Origin of the sequence: Micromonospora sp. DT41 (assembly GCF_049841715.1) — a bacterium.
In the GTDB taxonomy this organism is placed as follows: domain Bacteria; phylum Actinomycetota; class Actinomycetes; order Mycobacteriales; family Micromonosporaceae; genus Micromonospora; species Micromonospora profundi.
The window spans coordinates 68,664-87,140 of the sequence record NZ_JBNCKU010000011.1 but is presented as its reverse complement, the minus strand read 5'-3'; the positions used below and the strand labels follow the sequence as shown (position 1 = coordinate 87,140).

Below are 18,477 nucleotides of genomic sequence, written 5' to 3'. Positions count from 1 at the left end.
CTGGGTTCCTTAGCCGGCGGGGACGGTGCGGGTGAAGTCGGTGGCGGCGGTTTCGCCGTCGGTGTTGAACGGGAAGTAGAGCGCGGGCAGGAACTGGCCGACCTCGCCGAGGGTCGCCACGTCGATGGCGCGCAGCGGGGCGAGTTCGAGGGTCTCCACGAGCGTGCGTTCCAGGGCGTCCCGGGTCCACACTGTGGCGTCGTCCGCCGGCACGGCGAGCAGGATGGCCTGCGGTGCCGCCTGGCCGGGCGTCTCGGCGTGGAACGCGACCCCGGTGGTCTCGGCCTCGTTCGGCACCACCTCGACCCACTCGTCCACGAGCAGGCCGCACAGCGGTGCGGCCGGGTCGACAGTGGCCGGGGCGTCGACGACGATCGACAGCCGGGACCCGGCGGGCCGGTCGGCGCCGAAGCGAAGCCCCACCCACCGGTCGCCGGGCGCGTAGGGAAGCTGCGCCACCCGCAGGTCCCCGTACCGGTCGGGGCGGACCGCCTGGGCGTAGCCGCGTACCGTCTCCAGCCGGTCGACTCCGGCCCGGACCGGCGCCGAGTCGGCGAGCCAGTCATCGGCCTCGTGTGGCGACCCGCCCTGAAGATCGGTGCTCGCGGCCAGCGCCGCGGTCAGACCGGCGGGGTCGGCGATGGTGAACGCCGGCAGGACCCGGAAGTCCGCGCCGAAGACCGCCTGCAACCGGGCCACGTCGTGGTCCCGGCGCTCCTCGGCGGTCGCCCTGGCCCGGTCGAACCCGTTGGTAAGCACGAGCAGGGCGGCGTGCCGGGTGCCGACCTCCGCGCCGACCGCGCGGGCCCGCGCCAGCAGCGCCGGCGGCGTCGCGTCCGGACCGAGGTACGCGCCCAGCACCCCGATGCCGGCGGCGGTCGCCAGCGCCGCAGCGAGCACCGCCGGATCTTCGCTTGCCAGGTCGGCGACGAGCTGGCCCAGCAGGTCAGCGGCGTCGTCGGCGCGGTCGCGCAGAGTCGGGTCATCGGCTGGCGCGGACCCGTCAGTGCCCGGATCGGCGCCGCCCGGGTGCAGGTCGACGGCGCTCAGCGGGCGGGCCGAGGCCACAAGGGCTCGCACCGCGCGGGCGACCTCAACGAACTCGTCAAGTGCCAGCACGTCGGCGGTCCAGTCTTCGCGCCGGCCCGGCAGCACCCGCTGCGGCCGGGATCCGGTCGCGCCCACCGGCGGGGTCGCGGCGTCCAGGATCCGGGCGACCAGCTCACCGTCGGCAGAGATCTCCTCGCCGTCGGTGAGCGCGAGCAGGTCCAGCGGGGACCTGCCGATCCGGTCGAGGCCGACCTCTCCGATGACCGGGGCGCCCGGCCCGGCCCACTCCACCCGGGCGCGCACCGACGCCGGCCGGGGCAGCAGCCCGCCGACCAGCGCGTCCAGACGGGGCTCGGCCGCTGCCCGGGGCGTCGGCCCGGTGGTCGGCCAGTCCTGCGTCGTGGCGGGCCAGTCGTTGCCGAGCAGCGCGACCCGGTGGGTGATGGCCAGGCCGGTGCGCGGTGTCCGGGCGAACTCCAGCTCACTCGCCGGTACGTCGCCCCGGGAGGCGGCGTCAAGCGTGGCCCCGGACCGCATCGGGTTGCCCTGCGCCGCCTGGTGCACGCTCTCGGCCAGCAGCGCGTCGGCCACCGCGTCGATCGCCTCGCCCAGCGAGGTGAGCACCTCGACGAGCGCCACCTGGTCGCCGGCGCCGGCGTTCGGCAGCTCCGGGTCGCCGTTCCAGTCGAGCCCGCCGGCGCGCCAGCGTTGGTACAGGTCGAGGCCGTCCACCACTGCGGCGGAGGCGATCACCGGCTCGACCTCGGCGTCGTGCTGCACCCGCAGCGCACGCACCGGCGCGATCTCCCGCAGCCGGGGCAGGTACTGCTCCAGCACCCGCGGATGGTCCTGGAGTTGGCGCTCGAACCGGTAGCCGAGCAGCTCGGTGAGAGGCTGCCCCTGGCGTACGCCGTCGAGGAGCCAGCTCGCCAGCCGTACGCGGTCGGAGCTGAGGTCCACGGCGAGGGGGTTGTCACCGCCGGAGGCGTGCGCCCGGTATCCGGCGCGCAGCACTGCGGCGGTGGCCGCCTGGCCGAGCGACGGCGCGTGCACGTACCCGGCGTTCGGGGCGCCCTCGCGCAGCGTGCCCGGGTCGGCGGAGGTGCCGCTTCGGCGCAGGTTCTCCACCCAGCCGTACGCGCCGAGGTGCACTCCGGTCGGCTGGGTCCGGCGCATCGTGGCGAGGCGCTTCGTGGCGAACGAGGTGATCCAGGCGTCGAGCCGGTACGAGGAAAGGTCGATCGACTCGGCGAGCAACCGCTCCAGATCGGCGGCCGGGTACGCGGCCAGCGCCAGCGCGCTCTCCCGGAACGCGAACAGATCCGTACCGGGGGCGGTACGCAGGTGCTCGCCGACCACTGCGGTCGACCCGCCCGGCAGCGGGACCTGGCGTGCGAGTTGGCGCCACAGCGGCCAGCTCGTCCGGTCGGGGCGGATGTCGATCAGCTCCGCGTCCCGGTACGCGTCGGCCGGCAGTGGCGCGACCATCTGCTGGAGCCGGCGCGCCGCGGTGGCGTACTCGGCCAGGGCGGACTGGCGCAGCAGGCGGTAGAGCAGCGGGGTGGCCGTACCGTTGGTCTCGGCCTGGTCCCGCAGGTCGGTCCAGGTCCGTTCCAGTGCGGCGAGCCACGGCAGGTAGTCGGCAGGTCCCGCGCCCTCGGGCGGGGCGACAAGGGGTCCACCGACCGGAAAGGCCCGTTGCGCGAAGGCGGCCTGGGCCAGCCGGGTCTCCCAGCCCAGTTCGAGCAATTCCATCACCTGGCTCGGTTCGAACGCCTGCCGCACGCGCCAGTTCTCGTCCATGTCGAGGCGCAGGAACCGCCACAGGTGCGTCAGGTAGTCCATGCCGAGCAGGCTGCGGGCCTGCCATTGCGAGCCCAACGGCCCCTGGGCGAGGATCCGAAACAACACCTCGCGCGGGTCGCCGGGACCACCCACCCGGGGTACGCCCGGCAGGTTGGTATCCGGCTCGATCTCGGTGGTCGACGGGCGCCACACCCGGTCCCGCAGCAGCCGGAGAAAGCCGACCAGGGCGTTGTCCCGGGCGTCGGTGCCGGTCCACCGGTCCAACGCCGTCACCGGCAGCACCCCGTACGGCTGTTCGGCGACCCGCAGCGCCGGCACCGGACCGGCCGCCCGTACGTGCTCGATGTAGTGCCGCCGCCCGTATCGGATGTCGTCCTCGGTGACCACCCCGGTCACCATGTCGCTGAGGAAGTATCCCCAGGTGGTGGCCCAGGTGACGGTGTTCATGTGTCGCGCGCCGGCGGATTGGGACACGGCGGCCCTGGCTGGGGCGGTGGGCGGTCCCTCGGGGCGCAGCGCGGCGCGGGCCAGGGCCCGGGGCGACTTTGTGACAGTGTCACCCCGGACCACGTGCAGCGGGTCGCCCGGCTGCGCGACGAGCGGGACACCCAGCGCCCGGGCGGTGACCGGTGCGTCGCCGTCCACCTCGGCGGGTGGCTCCTGACCGGGCAGCACCCGCAGCAGGTCGATCCGCTGCGGATCGTCGGGGTCATGGCCGGAGCGGGCGCCCGCGGTGTTGTTGGTAGGGGTGCCCGGCGGCACGAAGACGAGCCCGTGGGTGTGGAAGTGGGCGTCGAGCAGCTCACCGAGCACCCGGGCCCCGCGTCCGGCCGGGGTTTCCGGGGCGACCACCTCGTCGGCGTCCACACCGAACACCACAAGCCGGTCGATGCCACCCTGGACCATCTGCGGTGGCAGCGGGATCCGCATCGCCATGCCGGCGTCGACGGCGGCCTGGAAGTCGACGAGCCATCGACTACGGTCGTCGACCGGAGGCTCCTCGTTGCTGACCGAGGTCAAGTCGACAGAGGGTGACGGGCCGACGACCAGCGGACGGTGTACCGGCGTGGACTGTGCGTACACCGGCGCGACGCCGGTCCGCCACAGGGTGACGTGCCACTGGCTGGGCAGGGCGCGGGCCACCGGCGCACGGTCCCAGGCGTCGGCGCCACCGGCCACCGGCGGGAAGTCCGGGTCCCGCAGCAGTGGACGGCCCGGTGGGACGGGCTTGCCCGGTCGGCCGTCCGCCGCCGGCTCCAGGGCCCGGGCGATCCAGACGGCCCGTTCCGGGTCGACGAGCTGGCACAGCCGCCGCCAGGCGGTGACCTCGTCGGCGGAGACCCGGCCGGCCCGCCACACGTCGATCCAGTACTGCTTCGCCCAGGCCACCTCGTCGTCGGTCAGATCTGGCTGGTGGGTGTCGACGTGCAGTACGTCCGGCAGCACCCGCAGCCACAGCTCGGTGCCGGTCGGTCCGGTGTCGACGAATCGGGTCTCCACGCGCACCGGCAGCATGGCCACCGGCCACTGGGTGGGCAGGTGCCACGTCGGGTTGGGTGCAGTCATCACGCGTCCTCGGCCAGTTCGGGCAGGGATAGCAGGTTGTTGGGCAGGTCGCCGTCGGCCTCGGTGGTGAGGTACGGGCGACCGGCAGCGGTACGGGAGACCAGCACCTGGACCTGGTCACCGACGGGGCGTTCGACGTAGAACCGTTCGTGCCTACCGATCGCGGCGATCACGTCCTCGGTGCCCATCCGCCACGGTGTGCCGTCGGCACGGTGCCCGCCGACGGCGACGATCCGGTGCTGGGGAACCCCGCCGGAGTGCCGGGCGACCGCCTCGATCTGCCAGGTGTCGTCGATGGCCGGGATCATGTCGCTGGCATGGATCGCCACCATGACCGGCCGCTGGAGGGTGATCTGCGCCTGGTGGGCGCTGTTGTAGCCCCACTCCAGGCCACCGAGTCGCAGGCTGCTCAGCCGGCCGGAGGCCTGGGCGTGCCGCAGTCGCTCCTCCTCGGACGCGTCGCCCGTCAGGTGCCGCCAGTGCACGTCCGACCAGTGCGTCGGGGCACCGCCGTAGCTCGCCCCGTCGGGCGGGGCGTCCAACCCGAACCGGGCGTCGGTCGGCGGCTGCCGCAACACGATGAACCAGCCGGCGTCGGTGTCACTCCCCCGGGCTTCGGAAACCTCCAGCGGGAGTCCGAAGAACTGGATGTCCGGGTCGAGCCGGCCGGCGAACTGCGGCTCGCGCGTCTCGTCGGCCAGCTGCCGGCTGCCGTCGGCGGCGAAGGTGGCCTTCTGCACGTAGATCGCCGTGCCCGGGTACCGGCGTAGCAGCTCTCCACGGACCAGCACCACCAGCAGGTCACCGGCGCCGACGGCGGTGGCGTTCTCGCCCAGCCCGTTGCCGGGCTTCCAGCCCTGGATGGGTGGGATGTCGGACAGCGGACCGACTGACGACTGCGCGGATCGGACGTCCCAGAACTGGGAAAAGAAGGTGGCACCCAGGTCGGTCGGGTACCGCCGCCACAGCATCTCCCGGCCCAACTCGGAGTTGAGGCCGACCATGAACGCCTCCACGAAGGACGCGTTGACCCGCAACAGGGTGACCGTCTCCGGCGGGATCTCGGACACTCCGGGAAAGAGCAGCTCCTGGGACAGGTCCCGCAGCGCCTCGTACATCGGGCGAGGGAACCGGGGCACCACCACCAGTTCGCGCAGCTCCTCCACCGACTCGGCGCCGGCCAGTTTCAGTCGACCGGCGGTCTTGTCGGTGATCCCGCCGACGGGCTCCAGGGCGCTTGTCATCCGGGCCGCCAGCGTGGCGGTGTCGACGGCAACCCGTTGCTTCGGCCGAGCCAGCGCCTGGGCCGCCAGGATTCGGTCCTGGTGCCGCCCGGCGGCGGCGGCGAACTGGTCGCCCATGGTGGCGCGGGCCGCGGTCAACGCCGGGTCGAGGTCGGCGAGGGCGACCGCCGCCCCCTGCCCCTCCCATCCGAACCACCCGGGGACCTCGGCGTCGGCCGACCACCGCTGGGCCACCCCGTACCGGTCCAGGTCCCACCCGACCCGGTAGTAGCCGCGGTTGGACTGGGCCGGATTGGCGACGTGGAACAGGACCAGGTCGGCCCGGCGGGTGCCGGTGACGTCCATGACGGCGATGCCGGCGCCCTGGTGCGCCGCCGGCAGCGGGCCGCCGCCGACCACCTTGGCCGGTGCCCAGCCGCCGGTGACGCGGCCCCGGGCGTTGAGCTGCCACCCGATCCGGTAGACCGCCTGGTTGGCACCGCCGGCCGATTCGATGGTGAGCACCACGATGTCCGGAGTCAGGTTGTCGTTGAGGTCGGCGACGGCCACCCCGACGCCCTGCACCGGCCTCGGCGTCCAGGGCACCGACACCGAGTCGGACCATCCCCGGCTGATCGCGCCCTGGGTGTCCAGCCGCCAACCGACCCGGTAGTACAGGCCCGGGGCGGCACCGCCGGTGGCGTACGCCAGGATCAGTTCGGGACGGCCGTCGCCGTCGAGGTCCGCCACGGCGAGGTCGGCGCCCTGGATCTCGGCGGCCACCTCGTCGGGCAACCGGTACGTCGGGCTCCACCCTCCGGTCACCGCACCGTTGGCGCCCAGGTTCCAGCCGATCTGGTAGTAGACGGCGTTGGCTCCTGCCGGGTTGTCCACCCACATCAGGATCAGGTCGGGTTGGCCGTTGCCGTTGATGTCGGCGACCGCGATGCCCAGACCCTGCGTCTCCCAGCCGATCGGCCCCGGCTTGTCGATCTGCGCGGTCCAGCCGCCGCGTACCTCGGCTTCGAACCCGAGGTTGCGGCCCACCCGGTGGTAGATGACGTTGTCGGTCACGCCGTTGTCGACGTGCGCGGCGACCAGATTGGACATGAAGCCCAGCGGCAGCGCCCACCGGACGCCGCCGGCCGGCTCCGCGGCGATCGAGCCGGCGCCTCGGGAGTCCACCGGGAAGCCCTGGTCCTCCCAGGTCCACTCGTTGCCGGTACGGCTCACCGAAAAGAGGCGGCCGTCGCTGCCGGTCACGAAGACCGTCAACCGGCCCCACATCGCCGCGCCTGGCACCTGCATCACCGTCGTGCCGGGCGGGGAACCCAGGTCCCGCCACGACCAGGCAGAGCCGTTCCAGAACCGGATGTACAGCCGCCCGTTCGAGGCGCCGCAGAAGACCATCACCTCGTTGCCGCTGACGATGATGTCGCCGGGGGCGTTGCTGAGCGTGGTCCCCGGCGGGGTGCCGTGGTCGCCCCAGGTGCTGTTGGTCAGTACCCGTTCGATCAGCCGCCCGTCGTAGGAGATGCCGAACACGCTGACGGGTGCGGTGCGCGGCGCGATGTGCCGCAGCGGGGCGCCGGCCATGTGCCCGTGCCAGCGCCACTCCCAGCGGCTGCCGGTCCAGTAGCGCTGCCACAGTCTGCCGGCGTCGCTCGTGACGAAGAAGCTTCCGTTGGCCTGGGCGCTGCCCGGCGTGCTGACGATCTTCTCGGCGCTGTAGTGGCTGGGATTGCCGTGGTCGACCCAACTCCACTGCGTACCGTTGCGGCGCCGTTCCCAGAGGCGGTTGCCGCCACCGTTGGTGGTGCTGGTCAGGAAGATGCTCTGGTTGTTGAGCACCAGGAAGGGCGAGCTGCCGAGCCCGTAGCTGCCGGGCGGGATCGGGTGCTTGCGCCAGTACCAGCGGTCGTCCTCGCGGTAGTGCTCGAAGAGCCCGCCGTGCACGGTGGCGACGAAGATCCGCCGACCGCCGTCCATGACCCCGCCGGGCTCGACCCCGGCGGCCTGGGTGCCGGTCGGTGCGCCGTGGTCGAACCAGAGCCACCGGGTGCCGTCGAAGGACCGCTCGAACAACCGGCCGTCGGTGGTGCTGACGAACGTCTGCCGGTCGTTCACCGCCGGGCCGGGCGGGCTGAGCACCACGCCCGGCAGGCCGGTCGGCTGGGCGGGCACGCCGGCCGGCAGCGGGCTGGTGTCCGGGTACGACACCGGCAACGGCTGCGGCGGGTCCGGGATCGGGTCCGGATCGGGATAGGGGTCCCGCGGCGGCCAGTTCGGGTCGTCCGGGGGCAGCCTCGGCTCGATCGGTCGCATCGGCGACACCGTCCACACCTCGCCGAACTGCTCGACGGTGGCAGCGCCGACCGGGGTGTCGAGCAGGCCGGTCAGCGCCGGCCGGCTGTCGCCACCGGTGCCGTCGGACGCCGGTGGAGCCAGCGCGACCTTCGGCTCCGACGTCGACGGGACGGCATCCGCTGCCGGAGCCGGCTGATCCACCACGACGGCCGACGCCAGGGCCGGCTCGTCCGCCGCCACGGCTGCCTCGTCCGCCGCCACGGCCGGTGCCTCAGCGGTGGCCGCACCGGTGGTCGCGGCTGCCGCGAGGCCCGCGGCGCGTCCCCGCCACCAGGGGTTGGCGCGGTCGATGCGGTTCCGGTTGATCAGGTGGAAGGCGATGTCGTCCCCCGCGACCTCGTCGAACAGCACGGTGCCCGTCGGCGGCTGCTCCGGCGGCGTCGCGGTCACCTCGTTGCTCGCCGCCGCCTCCACCATCGAGTCCAGAGCTGCGACGCCGGCCCGGCGGGCCAGTGGACCGTCCGGCCGGGTCATCCTCCGGAACGTCGCCGACAGGGCCGCCGTCGCGGTCGGGTTGCGGTGCAGTTCGCCGCTGATCAGCCGCTTGCCGCGGGGGGTGACCGTCACGGCGTCCAGCACCGCCCCGGAGACCTGCAACAGCCGGCCGGCCCCCAACGGGCCGCCGAGGGCGAGCCGGCCGACGGCAGCCCCGGACCGGGCGAGAGCGGCCGCCGCCGCGCCGGCGATCCGCCGGTCGTACGTCGAGCGGCTGACCTCGGTGGCCAGCTGGGCCTGGCGTACGGCCTCGTTGGCGCGCTGCACCTCGGCCGCCTGTTCCCAGGCCGCCGCCATCAGCTCCTCCTGCTGCTCGCGCACCACGCGGGTGCCGAGCGCTGCGGCGATCCGGTGCCGGGGGTCGAGGTTCAACTCCCGGAGCCAGTGCGGGTGTGCCGCGTCGCCGGGCACCCGGTCGACCCCGGCGTACCTTCCGCCGTAGAGCGGTGGGCCGAGCCGGGTGCCGGTGTCGGCGATCAACGCGCGCAGCAGTTCCTCGAACGCCTCCCGGGACTGCGCCGGCCAGAGGGTCGGCATGGTGAGCGCCCCCCGGAGCGCGCCCTCGGCACCCAGGGTCACAGTGGGTACCGACGGGTCGAGCCCTGGCACCCCGGACGGGCCGAGCAGCATCGGGCGCAGCCCCGCGTCGGTGGGCAGGGCCCGGGCCTGCAGCCGCCGGACCAGGGACTCGAAGTCGCCGTCGGCGCCTGTGGAGAACTCCCAGCTGTGGTAGACCGGCAGCGGCGGCGCGGCACCCAGACCGGGCGTCCAAGCCGGAGCGAGAGCCGCGCTGTCGTCGACAGGCAGGCCCAACCCGGCCCGCCGGCCGGCCTCGAACGCCGGCACCAGGCAGGCTCGGTAAGCGATGCCGGCGGCCAGCCGGCGCGGGCTGATCAGCCGGGACAGGGTGCGTCGCGGGTCACCGGCCAGCACATCGGCGACCGGTTCACCCGTCCCGGTGGTGGCGACCTGGGCATGCGCCCAGGCCCACGACTCGGCCAGGTCGGGCAGGTCCGACAGCGCGCACTGCAACACCGGCAGCGGGGCGCCCATGTCGGTACGCAGCTCGGAGTTCGCCACCGGCACCACGACGAGGAACAGCCAGGGGCGCAGCCGCTGGCGGCTGCCGGGCGCGGCCGGGGTGAACAGCCACGGGAAGTCCGGCCGGTCGAACTCGATGGTGACCAGGTTGTTCGGCTCGAAGTCGCTGGCCCGCTCCGGCGGGTCGGTGCGGATGACCTGTCGGGTGTCGATGCCCCGGATGTCGCCCGGCCCGTACAGGCGGATGTCGAACGTGCGCTCGGTGCGACCGGCCAGCCGGACGCCCACAGTGACCGGCTGCCGTGCGGGGATGTCCGTCTCCAGCGGGTCGGCCACCGCACCGGCGGCGGCCAGCCCTTGCCGGACGTACGCCAGGAAGTGCAGTTGCGCCGTCACCGGCGTGCCTCCTCAGGGATGCGTGAGCCGGCGACCGGCTCGGTGAACCGCACCAGGGGGGTCAGCCCGGCGCGGTACGCGGCCGGGCCGGTCACCCGGGCGGGGGCCAGCGCGGCTGCGCTGGACCGGGTCAGGCGCTTCAGGGTCGCTCCGTCCATCGGCCGCATGGCCGGTGCCGGGGCGACAGCCGACCGCTTCGCCCGCCCGGCCCCGCCCGGGGTACGGGCGGCGACGTCGGGCTCGTCGATGATCAGCACGTCGTAGCCGAGCGCCACCGGTGGCGGGGCGGCCATGTCGTACTCCACCTCCGGGGAGGAGAAGCCGCGGCCCGCCTCCATCCGCTCGAAGGAGGGAGTGGAGAGCAACTGGTCGTCGGTCATGGCCTGGAACTGGGCCCGCGCGAAGTGCTCGTAGGTGACCGTGCCGGCGTCGGTGGCGTCGACCCCGCCGAACCGCACCGACGCGATCGTGTACGCGGTCTTCTGCGTCACCGGCGCGCTGCCGTACCGCTCGATGGTCAGGCCCAGTGGGGCGACCTGCTGGGTGACCGCTATCGCGCCCAGCGGGTGGGCCAGCAACTGCCCAGGCGCCGCCTCGATCTTGCGGAGGGTGACCAGGGCCTCGCCTCGTGGCGGCAGCTGCGCCGTCCAGTTGCGCGGGTCGGCGAACGCCGCGTCGAGCTGCCCGCCGACGTCGACAGGTGTGGGCAGCGGCGGTGGGGTACGCGACCCGATGGTGAGGTCGAAGGAGACCGAGGCGCTGACGAACAGCACCTTGAACTTCGCCTTGCCGCGCGCCCGCCACGGCCGGGGACCGCTGAGCGTCACGCTGAGCGCGACGGCCATCAGCTCCCGCTTGCCCCGGCGCAGCGCCACCGCCGCACCGATGTCGGCGACGAAGCTCAACGGCGCCAACTGCACAAGGGTGTCGAAGGAGAGCATCCCGGAGACGTTGAAGCCGGCCGCCTCGGCGTAGACCTCCAGCCGGGCGCCGAACTGCACGGTGTTCGAGGTCAGCGCGAGGTACGACTCCAGCCGCAACCGGGGGTTGTTCTTCTCGGACAGGGCGATCGCGAGGCGACGCAGTTGCGGGAAGTTCGGCGGCGGCTGGAATCGCGGGTTGAACCCGCCGGCCGCGAGCGCGAACGTCGGTTTCGCACCCCAGGACATCCGCATCGCCATGTCCCCGCTGATCGGGAAGCCGGCGATCTGCGAGTCGTAGAGCGAGGCGTCGATGGATGCCTCTTCGGCACCGAAGTCGACGATGCCCAGGACGTCCATGTTGATTTTTACGATCGGGTTCTTCTCGTCGGGCAGGGCCATCCGCAGCCGCCCGAGCACCACCAGCCGCAGCGGCGCCGGCAACTCCAGCACCAGACCGAGGTCGAAGGTGAGCAGGGTCGGTGTGCCCCAGCCGAGCCGGGCCATCGGGCCGAAGACGTACCTGCCGACGGCCACCGGGAAGATCGTGCCGACCGCCGCCACCGTCTCCGCGGCCCGGCCCACCGGGTCCGTGGGGAACATCAGCGAGTTCAGCGACCCGTTGCGCACCCCGGACCGCAACGCCTCGACGTTCACCGTCCGGTGCACGCCGAGCATCCCGCCGACCCCGTTGAGGGTGAAGCCGAAGCCGAGCTGGATCGGGGTGAACTCCCCCGAGATGATGACCAGCAGGGAGAACCCGTCGCTGCCGTCCGGCATCCGGATCGGCGACCCGTCCGGGTTCTTCGTGGCGAGCAGGCCGACAGCGCTCACCGCGATCGACTCGAACTGCAGGTGCAGCGCACCGGCGTACTGGCCGGCGTCGGCGTCCACGAAGAGGTAGCCGCCGCCCGCCAGCGGCCCGGCGGCGAGCGACAGCCCGAGGCCCGACGGCGGCTTGAACGCCAGTGCCGTCTCGGCCGGGCCGAGGTTGCCGCCACCTGGCGGGAAGGTCAGGCCCGCCTCGACACCGATCCGCTCGGCCACCGCGCGCAGCGGCCCCAACCGCAGGGTCGCCGAGGCGGCCAGCGCGGCGAAGAGCCCTTCCCCGCGTACGCCGAGCGCCGCGTGCAGCCCGAAGATCTCGACCGGGCCGGCCGAGATGTGCAGCGGCAGGTCCGCGTCGAGCCCGGCGGCGCCCCGGAAGGTGAGACCCTTGCGCAGCGACCAGGTCAGCGCGAGGTCGAACTCGGCGCGCAGCCCCTCCGGCGGCAGCACCTGGGCGAGGAACCCGTCGCCGTCGCCGGCCGCGACGACAAGCGCCGCGCGGGCCGCCGAGATCGACAGCTCGATGTCGTCCACCCCGCCGCCCAGCGCCGCGCCGGCGGCCAGCCGCAGGCCCTGCACCTCCAGGCGGGTGCCGGTGACGCTGCCGATGCGCAGGGCCACACCTGTCGCGTCCGGCACCCGGTCGGCGGTGAGCGCGATCCGCACCATCGCGTCCAGGCCCGCCGGCAGGGTGAGCCCGTCCGGCCCGATCGCGAATCCGGCGCCCGCCCCCTGGACGGCCAGCTTCAACGCCCAACCGGCGACGATCCGGTCGAGTTCCAGCGCGCCCCGCAGCGCCAGGACCAGGCCGAGCCCGCCCCGGTCGGCGGCGGACAGCGCCGCGCTCGCCCCGACGGTGAGCCGGGCGTCGCCGACCCGGACCGGGGCGGCCACTGTGAGCATCCGGGATGCCAGGGCGGTGCCCACGGTGCCCAGGTCCGGTCCGTCGGCCGGGTTCAGGCCGTACAGCGCCGGCACGCCGAGTTCCTTGAGTACGGCGGCGATGCGGGGAAAGAGCTTCGCCGCCGCCGCGTCCGCCGCCGCCGTGGTGGCCAGCCCGTCCGGGAAGTACTCGGCCCGTAGCGTGCCGACCGGGTCGGTGAGCAGGTCACCGAGCCGGTCCAGGTGCAGCTGCGGCCGGGACCGGGGCAGCCGTACCGGTGCGCCGGTCGCCGGCATCGGCGCGCTCACCGGCTGCTCGCCGGCCGGGGTGAGCAGCGTCAACAGGATCGCCACCTGGTACGCGACCGGGTGCTGGCGTTGCAGGTAGTTGACGGTGAGGAAGGTGATCAGATCCTCGGCCAGCACCTCGGCGGGCGGCAGGTTCGCCGCACCGGCGCTCAGCGCCGGGGGCAGCCCGCTGACCGCCGCGACCGCCGCCGACACGGTGTCCAGCGCCGCGGTCAGGTCGTCGAGCGTCTCCGGCGGCCCGTGCTCGATGATCTGGCGGACGCCGTCGACAGCCTCGGCGCAGTCGGTCAACCACTTCTCGAACTCCTCGGGCGGCATCCCGGCCAGCGCGGCGAGGTCCCAGCCGAGCGAGTCGAGGATGCCGGAGCGACGCCACTGGCTGGTGGCGGCCATGGTGATCGGCGACAGCAGCGCCTCGATCTCGCCGAGCAGTTGTGTCTGGAAGTTGCCGTCGTCGGTCATGCCGTCTCCGGTCCGTAGTGAGCCGCGGTGAAGGCAGCCGGCCGGTTGTAGACCGTGTTGACCACGTTCACCGGGTCGGCGATGTTCGCGACGCCCGCCGCGCTGCTGAAGTAGGTGATGGCCGGGACGCCGGCGTGGGCCAGGACCTGGTTCGGGTAAAGCAGCCGTGGGCTCGGGCCTGAGGCCACCTGACCCGTCGTCGCGTACTGCAGACTCGGCATGATCTCCCAGGTGTTGTTGTCCCACCGGAACTCTCGACCGCCGTTGTAACGGCGGATCGTCTCCCGCTGGAAGACCGCGCGGGTGCGCTGGTCGATCGGATTCGGCAGATGGTCGTCGACCAGGTTGTAGGCGGCGGCGCCGTAGGTCCCGAAGATCAGGTCGACGGCTTTACGGATGTTCTCCACCCAGTTCCACGCCTGGTCGGCATTGACGCCCGTGGGCGGGTTGCCCCAGTTGTCGAGCTGACCGATTCCGTAACCGTGGGGCGGCCCGAACAGCGGCATGTCCGTCTCCTGGCCGTACCGCCAGGAACTGCCCTGGAACGTGTACTCGGGTCGGCGTGGGGGGTCCGTGCGGAACTGGTTGTAGCCGCCACGTACACCGCTCTCGTGCTGGAAGATCAACAGTGCGGTCCGCTGCCAGCACGCCAACGTCAGGATGTTGACCCGTGCCAGGTTCTGATTGTTGTTGTAGTACTCCTGCACGATGTCCTCGATGACCGCCTCGATCTCGGCGTCGGGAGCGGGGTTTCGCCCGAGGACCCGGAAGTCTGGCAGCGCCAGCAGCGGCACGGCGGCCGGCGGCGGCCCGAGCACGCCCCCCGCGCCGGGAATCAGCCCGGGGTCCACCTGCCGCTTGTCGAAGGAAAAGCTCGACACGCCCACCTTCCCGTCGCCGCCTCGGATCACCTCCGCCCCGTTCTGCGTCACCGCGGGCTGGAACTCCAGCACCAGCGACGGCCGCGCCTGGGTGCCGGCGCGCCGCCCCCACGGCCGCTGCTGCCCTGTGACAAGCACGGCGGGCAACCGCCGGTTCGCGACCGGGAACGGGACCGGTGTCGGTGCGGGCGTGAACGCCGCCGGCACCCGCCCCTGGCCGTCCACGACGAGGTCCCGCCCCGTGGCGTCGGTGAACTGCCCGGTGGCGCCGTAGTGCAGCACCACCGTCGGGCTGCCGGTGAGGTCCAACTGGTAGTTGTGGCCGATCTGTGGGTTCTGCACCGCGCCGGCCACGGCGTTCGCGTTGGCGTCCGGGCCGTCCCAGCTCAGCCGCAGGTTCCAGGTCCAGTCGATGCGCAGCTTCTGCGGCGGAGCAGGGTTGGCCGTCGGGTCCGGCGGGTCGGACACCGCCGACCGGGTGTACCGCCGGCGCAGCAGGTCCCGCAGCTGGGCGTCGGTGACGCCGACGAACTGCACCTCGCCCATCCACATCGGCATCTGCGGCCGCAGCCGGGCCGGGCCATTGGCGACTAGTGGCCGTCGCTCGTTGCGGAACTCGTACGGCACCATCCGGCGGACCCTCGTCTGGTCGTCGAGCAGAGCGAGGTTGTTCTGCGGCGACCGGAGGAAGTCCACGATGACGAGTTCGTTCGCCTCGCCGCGCAGCGGGCCGCGATCCTGCGCATTCGGGTCGTCGACAAGCGCGGTCTGAAGGCCGCACAGGTGCAGTGTGAACGACTCGACGTGTGGCACTGTCGGACCTTCGGCGACGACCAGGACCTCCACCGGGCCGAACGCCGCCGCCGCGTCGACCAGGAACACGGTCGCTGTGAACGTGCGCACCCCGCCGGCAGCGGGTGCCAGCGTCGCCGTCACCTCGTCGGCGGTGGGCGCGTCGACAGCGATCCCGGTCCGCAACCGCAGCGCGACGCCGGCGGCGGTTTGCAGCCGTAGTCGTACCTGCGTCGCCGCGCCGTCGACCTGCCCCTCGATCCGCAGGCCCCGCTCCACCGGCCGGTGGGGCGCCACCGCGGCCGGGGCCGGGTCGCCGTGCACCACGGCGGGAGGCGCCCACGCGTTGGCCTGCTGCCGGAGGCCCCCCGTGGCGTAGGTGTCCGGCACGTGCCACAGCACCGGCCAGAGCGCCAGTTCCTCGGGACTCACCAGTTTCAGCAGGCGAGCGGGGAGGGTGATCGTGACCGGCTCGGGCTCGGTGTCGCCGGACGATGGCACGGGCGGCACTGTGCGCTGCTGGAACAGGCCGGCGGTGCCGAGCAGCGCGTCCGGCAGAGGCCGGGCGCCCGTGCTGTACGCGACCTCGGCGACCGTGCCGGCGGCCGGTCTGAACGCCTCGGTGTAGTCCCACGGCTCGGTCGAGCCGGCGACGGCGCTGGCGTACAGGTAGCCGTCGGTGCCGGCGCGAAGCCGGCGGACAGCGTCGCCGGTACGCCAGTAGACCCAGGTGTCCTCGGCGGGTTGGCTGCTCGCGGCGGTGCCGTCGACAGCGGGCCGACCGGTCATCAGGACGAGGTGGTCGGGGTCGTGCGACGCGCCGGCCACCCGGGTGGAGAGGCTGACCACGCAGCGGGTCAACGGCGCGGCGGCGTCCTGGCCGGGCAGCCGCCACCACAGGGTCTGGATCGCCTTCTTGGCGTTGCCCGGCTGCCAGGAGAGGCTGACCTCGCCGAGGTTCGCGTAGCCCACCACCTCCTTGCCGTCACCCCATTTGCCCAGGTAATCGTCGTGGTTCTCGGTGGCCGCCAGGTACTGCCCGAGGGCCGCCGAGCGGTCGCCTGTCGGCGGGTAGACCGGTCGCGGCGAGCCGGGGCGGGGCGGGATCGTCGGGTCGGCGGCGTCGTGCTTGGCGAAGCTCAGGTCGTAGGACCAGTCCGGGGTACTTGTGACAGTGCGCAGCGGCCCGGTCTCGGCCACTGCCGGGGTGCCGCTCACCGTCCACGGCACGCTCCGGAGGTGCCCGGTGATCGTGTCGACCAGCTCGGTGCCGACCGTGAGATTCCCGCCGGCCGGGTTCGCCCAGCCGACCCGGCTGCTGCGGGGCAGCACGTCGGCTGTCACGTCGAAGCCGGTGCCGTGCAGGAACCGGGTCAGCCCGTCCTCGTTGCGCGCCGCGCTGGCCACGAACTGCGCGACCACTCCCCGGGTGGGCACCGGAGCGGTGGCCCGGAACGGCGCCGCGCCCTCGTAGCGCAGCCGAGCGGCGAAGCCGTAGCCGACCTCACCGGAGAGCAGGACGATTCGCTGCCGGCGGGTGGCGTCCGGTCGTGCGGCGCCCCTGTTGAACAGTCGGGACAGCAGCTTCTCGTACCCGGCGCGTTGCAGCCCCCAGGCCTCGCTGTCCACCGTGGCCCGGCCCCGGTAGCGCTTGCCGAGTAGCTGTTGCGCGAAGTCGGAGACGAACGGGTAGCCGACCACAGGTGTCGCCGAGACCACGAAGGTGGCGGCCTCCGGGCCGAGGTCCGGCGGGTCCAGCACCTGTTCCTTCAGGGCGGCGTCGCCGTAGAGCAGGGCGGGCGGGTCGCCCGCCCCGCCGAGGAAGACCCGCATGGTCCGGGTGTCCAGCACGATGAGTTGGTGATTGGCCGACTCGACGTGGTAGTGCCAACTCAGCGCGCCGGCCGGGCGCAGCGGTACGCCGCTGTTGAAGCCTGTGGGCAGGCCGACGCAGGTACGGATGGCGGCCGAGGTGTCGTTCTCGGTGCCGTCCCACCCCGCGACAGCGGCGAGCAGCCGCCGGCCGGGTTCACCGGCCGGACCGTCGGTGGCGAACCGTTCCGGCGTGTTCCCCCAGCCCTGGCAGAGGGCGTACGCGGTGAGCGCGTTCTGCATCACCCGCCGGCCCAGCCCGCTGGCGTCGCCGGTGGTGGCAAGCGCCTTCTCGGCCCAACTCTGCGTGGAGAACCAGTCCTCGCTGACCTCGTGCTCGCCGAGCACCAGGTAGGTAGGGGTGTTCGCCAGCACCCGGCGGACCGCGCCGACGCTGGATCGGAACTCCAGCACCGCCGCGCGCTCGTCGGCGAATGTGTCCCGCCGCTGCTTGGCCGGGCCGTACCGGGCCATGGTGGCCCAGGCGTCGGTGAGCCCGGAGTCGGTGAGCGACCGTTCCAGCAGCGCGTGCTCGTCCGGGTGCACGTCGGCGAACTCCGGCAGGGTCTCCGGCCAGAGCACGTCGGACCAGACGAGCAGGTACATCGCCCAGAACTCGGCAAGCGACAGCAGGTGGCTCTTCGCCGCCGCGGCGGTCAGTCCGGCCGCCCCGGTGACCAGATCCTGCCGGTACCCGGGACGCAGTCGGAGGTCCGCGTCGACGACTCCGGGCAGCGCCTCGGGGCCGGCCTTGAGGGTCTGTCCAATCCCGGTGACGACCGCCAGCAGCGGATCGGCGACGTCGTCGGCGTAGATCTGGCTGCCACTGAGCACCAGTTGCTGCGGCCGGGCGAGAGGGTCGGCGACGTCGGCCCGCAGGATCTCGTCGAGCACGGCGAGCGCGTCGTCGCCACCGCCGTGCGGCTTGCGGCAGGAGGTGTGCACCACGCGGAGGCGGTTGAGGTCCTGCGGCGGGGTGGCGAAGCTCGGCAGGCTCGGCGCACCCGGCCCGGCGTAGGTGAGGGCAGCGCGGGCGGCGGGCGTCGTCGCGGCGACCACGCTCGGGGAGTACAGCCGAGGCTCGGTGGCCGGTACCGGCACGGATTCGTCGCCGGGGGCGCCGAAGAACACGTCGTACCGGTAGAGGGTGCCTGCCGCCAGCGGCGCCGCGCCGGTGGCGGTGACAGCGACCAGGTGGCAGTTGGCTGCCACCTTGACCGTGTTGCGGCTGCCCTCGCCGACCTGGGTCACCCCGACCCCGTCGGCGTCCGACGAGTAGACCCGCAGGGTGACCTTGCGGGGTTCCCGCAGCGCCAGCCACACGGTGACGGACGTGCCGTCCACCCGCCGCAGCAGGGGGCCGGCCAGCACCAGCGGAAGGCTGGCGAGCGGGCGGGGCTGCCAGGTCACGCCGACCTCCACGAGCCCGAGTCTGCGGCACCGAGCCGGTCACATATGTCCACAGTGGACATGTCTGTTGCACTGGATCCCTTCACACGCCACCCATTCCACGCTCGCCGACGTCCGGAGCGTTCAGTCAACGCTGGGTGACCAATGAGTAACATCGTTCGATTGCCGCTCAACTCG

Annotated in this window: 4 protein-coding genes; all 4 read right to left on the bottom strand. The window is 73.2% G+C overall.

What is annotated here, in order from left to right:
* Positions 1 to 9: 9 nt before the first annotated feature.
* From ACLQ23_RS21190 to ACLQ23_RS21175, 4 genes are read right to left on the bottom strand one after another with little or no spacing between them, the layout of a single operon-like run.
* Positions 10 to 4,422, bottom strand: coding sequence for a hypothetical protein (locus ACLQ23_RS21190; protein WP_355627701.1), 4,413 nt, complete (start codon positions 4,420 to 4,422; stop codon positions 10 to 12).
* Positions 4,422 to 9,944 carry a DUF3892 domain-containing protein gene (locus ACLQ23_RS21185; RefSeq protein ID WP_355627698.1) on the bottom strand — a complete coding sequence of 1,841 codons (5,523 nt, stop codon included), beginning with the start codon at positions 9,942 to 9,944 and terminating at the stop codon, positions 4,422 to 4,424. The genes ACLQ23_RS21190 and ACLQ23_RS21185 overlap by 1 nt, the downstream gene beginning before the upstream one ends.
* Positions 9,941 to 13,345, bottom strand: a complete 3,405-nt coding sequence (locus tag ACLQ23_RS21180; protein ID WP_425735324.1) for a DUF6603 domain-containing protein — start codon at positions 13,343 to 13,345, stop codon at positions 9,941 to 9,943. The genes ACLQ23_RS21185 and ACLQ23_RS21180 overlap by 4 nt, the downstream gene beginning before the upstream one ends.
* Positions 13,342 to 18,312 carry a hypothetical protein gene (locus ACLQ23_RS21175; protein ID WP_425735323.1) on the bottom strand — a complete coding sequence of 1,657 codons (4,971 nt, stop codon included), beginning with the start codon at positions 18,310 to 18,312 and terminating at the stop codon, positions 13,342 to 13,344. Before ACLQ23_RS21175 ends, ACLQ23_RS21180 begins: the two co-directional genes overlap by 4 nt.
* Positions 18,313 to 18,477: the final 165 nt, after the last annotated feature.

Excerpts from the sequence above, each read along its gene's own strand:
- ACLQ23_RS21190 (WP_355627701.1), bottom strand. The coding sequence starts at position 4,422 with ATGACTGCACCCAACCCGACGTGGCACCTGCCCACCCAGTGGCCGGTG.
- ACLQ23_RS21180 (WP_425735324.1), bottom strand. The coding sequence starts at position 13,345 with ATGACCGACGACGGCAACTTCCAGACACAACTGCTCGGCGAGATCGAG.